We start from the raw sequence: 3,741 nt of genomic DNA on the forward strand, positions 1-3,741 counted from the left end.
CCACGCCACATCCCTTCCAAAGGGGGCGGCATCATCTCGGAACAAGGGGGCGACTATTTCTCGGAATGGAGGGGCGAGATCATTTCGGAATCAGGGCGCGGATTGCCTCGGAATTTGCAGTTCCCGTTCCGCACGGCGCGCTTCGCGGGCTTCAACAAGTGAGATGCGCTCCGCCTGTCGGGCGGCTTGAACCGGCTCTGCCGCCGTCTTTGCGGCCCGGTAGGCTGTGAGAAGAGCGGCCTTGGCGTCTGCAGCAGCGGAGCGTCGGTCGGTGAGGTCGTTATTTTTGGCGGGTCTCAAATCATTATCCTGATTTAGCGTTTGGGATGATCAACTGGCCTTGGATCGTTTGGCAAGAAGCGCCGATGTTGCAGACATCCGGTCTGCTTGCTCCTTGGCGAGGCGCGCTTCGCGCAGCCTGACTGTCTTGGCGTCGCGTGCTTGAGCTTCGGATTCGAGCTCTTCCGCCGCATTGTTCTTGGCGAAGAACTCCGTCTGGAGATTGCCGAAGGCGGTCTCGGCCTGCTGGCAAGATTTACTATATGTCTCTTTCACTGAATGACCTGATGTGGCTTGAGGCCAGAACGAAAAAGGCCAGGCATGGCGCCTGGCCTAAAAGTGATAATTGCTTCCGGCAGTGCCAGTACATCCGTGGTCAAAGGGAAGCAGCCATCCTTAGGCAGCCTGCAGATTGCAGGCCGACATCTTACCCGACTTCTTGTCGCGCTCGAGGTCGAAGCCGATCTTCTGGCCTTCGACGAGATCGCGCATTCCAGCGCGCTCGACAGCCGAGATGTGAACGAAAGCGTCAGCGCCGCCATCGTCAGGCTGAATGAAGCCGAAGCCTTTGGTGGAATTGAACCATTTAACTGTGCCAGTGGTCATTGTGAACCCTTTCAAGCATAGAGTGAAGAACTGCGGAGCGGATGCCACGCAGACGAAAACCGACTATTTTTGAAAGAGAAGTTCGCTTAGAGCGCGGTGCCAATCGCGCGGTAGACAAAGCTCGGCAAGCAAAAGATCGATGACCCGTCTATATGGGGTCTCGGGCCACTCGTCAACGCTTAGTTTTCAAAACCCCTAAATGCACCTATAGAGTGTTCTTTCCTTCGCGGTTGCGGTGGCAGCCTGAACGTTCGTCCTGGTCTCACGAGGGGTCAATCTGGATCGTTTTATGATGGCGCCGCGGTCCGATACTGGGTCGAAGCGAGACGAACGGTTTCACGATCAAAGTGAAACGATCGGTGGACTGCCCCTTCAGGAAGAAAGGAGGCTCTCCTTCATCCGAAGCGTCACAACGACGCCGCCCTCGACCCAGTTGAAGTCGATCGTGCCGCCCAATTGCCCCGAGATTGTTCTATGCAACAGCTTACTGCCATACCCTTCCGGCGATCTCGGCAGGTGAGCACTCTCGCCACCATGCTCACTCCATACGATCTCGATATCGCCATCGAGCGAAGCCCCGGAAATGTCGAGTAATCCCGTATCGTTGGAGAGCGCACCGTATTTCAGCGAATTCGTCGCCAATTCATGAATGACCAGCGCAAGGCTGGTCGCAGCCTTTTCGCCCAATCCCATGCGAGGGACCGCTACGCGAATGCGGCCGGCGAAGGCGCCCACGTCATCATAAGGCGCCAGCAGGACTGTAAATAGGTCGCCAAGCAAGGCCGCGCTCCCCTGGCTATCCGGGAGGGGGCGTACAAGTTCATGGGCGCGGCCAAGAGCCGTCAGCCTTTGCGTCAACTGCTTGGCCATCTCCTCCTTGGTATCGGTCGAGCGCGACGTGATTTTGGTGAGACCCGCGGCTAGGGCGAGCAGGTTCTTGACGCGATGGCTCATCTCCCCGGCGAGCAGCTCGTGACCTTCCTCGGCCTGCTTTCGTCCTGTGACATCAAGGAAGATGCCCGTCATTTTGTTGGTCGCAGCATTCCCCTCGTTACCCTGGCCTCGCGCGGAAACCCATCGAACGTCCGACGTGGTGGTCAGAATGCGGAAATCGATCTCAAATGGTCCGTCGATGGAACGGGTAGCGACGAATGCCGCTCTGACACGATCTCTGTCGGCTGGATGCACCTTTGCAGAAAGATGTTCGAACGTGAGTTCGGTCTCATAGGGAATGTCCCATAGCTCGTATGCCTTGGCATCCATCACAAATGTGTCGTCATGGATGATCCAGGTCCAAAGGGCCACCCCAGCCGACTTGATCGCCCGCCTGAGTTCGTCTGCACTCCATTCAGGCTGAGACTTTGCTTGGCTCATTTCTCAAACTCTTTCACCCAATGCAAAAACTGACCTCGCTTCAGAACTACCGGGCTGGAAAAGCGTTATCAATGGCCTAATTGAGGCCTACGATCTCGAATGGAAATGTCATGACCCCACACGCTGCGGCTCGATACCAGGATATTTTCGTCGGCAACGGTGAGATGGCGCATATGATGCGCCAGCACGATTGGGCGGGCACATCTCTTGGCTTGCCGCACACTTGGCCTGAGGCACTGAAGGTTGCAGTCCGGCTCTTGCTGACATCGAAATTCGAGATGTGGCTCGGCTGGGGGCCGGACATCGCCTTCTTTTATAATGACGCTTATCGCCCTACACTGGGCAACAAGCACCCCAATGCACTTGCCGTCCCAACGAAAGTACTATGGGCCGAAATCTGGGACGATATCAAAGAGCGTCTGGAAACCGTCTACCACACCGGTCAGGCGACATGGGACAGAGCGCTCCTCCTTCTTCTCGAGCGTAGTGGCTACCCCGAAGAGACCTATCATACCTTCTCATATAGCCCGCTTATCGGCGATGGCGGTAAGGTCGAAGGTGTTTTTTGTGCGGTCACCGAGGAGACCGAGCGGGTCATCGGTGAACGCCGCATGGCGACGATGCGGGCTCTTGCTTCCGGGCTCGCTGCGGCGGACACGAAACACGACGTGTTCAAGGTTTCACGCGAAGCCCTCGGGGAGAACCTTCAGGACCTCCCATTTAGCGCCCTTTATACATTTGACGACGAGAGAAATGCGAGGCGTCAATGGATCTGCGGCGCGCCGGATGATTTCGCTCTCATGCCTGAAGAGATTCGCCGTGGTGCCGATTTGTGGAATATTGAACCCGCTTGGTCGGAACAGGACGTCGCTCTGATAGACCTGTCGACGGCCAATGATGTTCCATCCGGCCCATGGCCGAGAAGCCCAACTCAAGCCGCGGTAATTTCCCTCGCCGGTCAGGGCGGAGACAGGCCGAAAGGGATATTGATCAGTGGGCTCAATCCTCACCGAGCCGTTACCGAGGACTACCTCGATTTTCTGAAGCTGATTGCCGGCCAAATCACCTCCCGTCTGGCGAGTGCCGAGGCATTCGAAACAGAAAGGCGGCGAGCCGCCGCATTGGCCGAGGCCGCTGAATTGCGGGAAAGAGCGGCAGACGCCCTTGAGCAACTCAACCGCCAGCTCTCCTCGGAAATCGAGTTGCGCACAGCGGAACGCGACCGCATGCGCGCCCTTTTTCAACAAGCCCCGAGCTTTATGTGCATATTGAGCGGGCCCGACCATGTATTTGAACTAGGGTCCGGACCCAATAATTAGCTTTCCTTGAGCGCTGGGGCATGATTCATTGCCGCGACGAAAGGGCGGTGAGATGTCTGATTTCTTTTGGTTTTCCGATGCGCAGTGGGAACGGATCGAACCGCTCCTGCCAACGGATGTGCGGGGCAAGCCGCGCGTGGACGATCGTCGCGTGTTGAGCGGA

The 3,741-nt window shown here is 57.1% G+C and carries 3 protein-coding genes and 3 pseudogenes; 2 read left to right on the forward strand and 4 right to left on the reverse strand.

Annotation, left to right across the window (positions count from 1 at the left end; translation table 11 throughout):
• Positions 1 to 120 precede the first annotated feature (120 nt).
• The 4 genes and pseudogenes from P9A16_RS35370 to P9A16_RS35385 form a co-directional block, all read right to left on the reverse strand.
• A pseudogene (locus P9A16_RS35370) lies at positions 121 to 300 on the reverse strand (DUF6481 family protein); the annotation flags it as partial.
• 30 nt (positions 301 to 330) lie between these two features.
• A complete protein-coding gene (locus P9A16_RS35375; RefSeq protein ID WP_130520338.1) occupies positions 331 to 555 on the reverse strand; it encodes a hypothetical protein in 225 nt (74 codons plus the stop codon).
• 120 nt (positions 556 to 675) lie between these two features.
• Positions 676 to 885, reverse strand: coding sequence for a cold-shock protein (locus P9A16_RS35380; protein WP_130520340.1), 210 nt, complete (start codon positions 883 to 885; stop codon positions 676 to 678).
• 372 nt (positions 886 to 1,257) lie between these two features.
• Entirely contained in the window at positions 1,258 to 2,259 is a 1,002-nt protein-coding gene (locus P9A16_RS35385) for a sensor histidine kinase (RefSeq protein ID WP_130520342.1), read from the reverse strand.
• Positions 2,260 to 2,423: 164 nt separating this feature from the next.
• Between P9A16_RS35385 and P9A16_RS35390 the strand changes: the two are divergent.
• A pseudogene (locus P9A16_RS35390) lies at positions 2,424 to 3,557 on the forward strand (hybrid sensor histidine kinase/response regulator); the annotation flags it as partial.
• Between the two features lie 73 nt (positions 3,558 to 3,630).
• Positions 3,631 to 3,741: pseudogene (locus P9A16_RS35395) on the forward strand (IS5/IS1182 family transposase); the annotation flags it as partial.

Origin of the sequence: Shinella sp. 838, assembly GCF_029623935.1 — a bacterium.
In the GTDB taxonomy this organism is placed as follows: Bacteria; Pseudomonadota; Alphaproteobacteria; order Rhizobiales; family Rhizobiaceae; genus Shinella.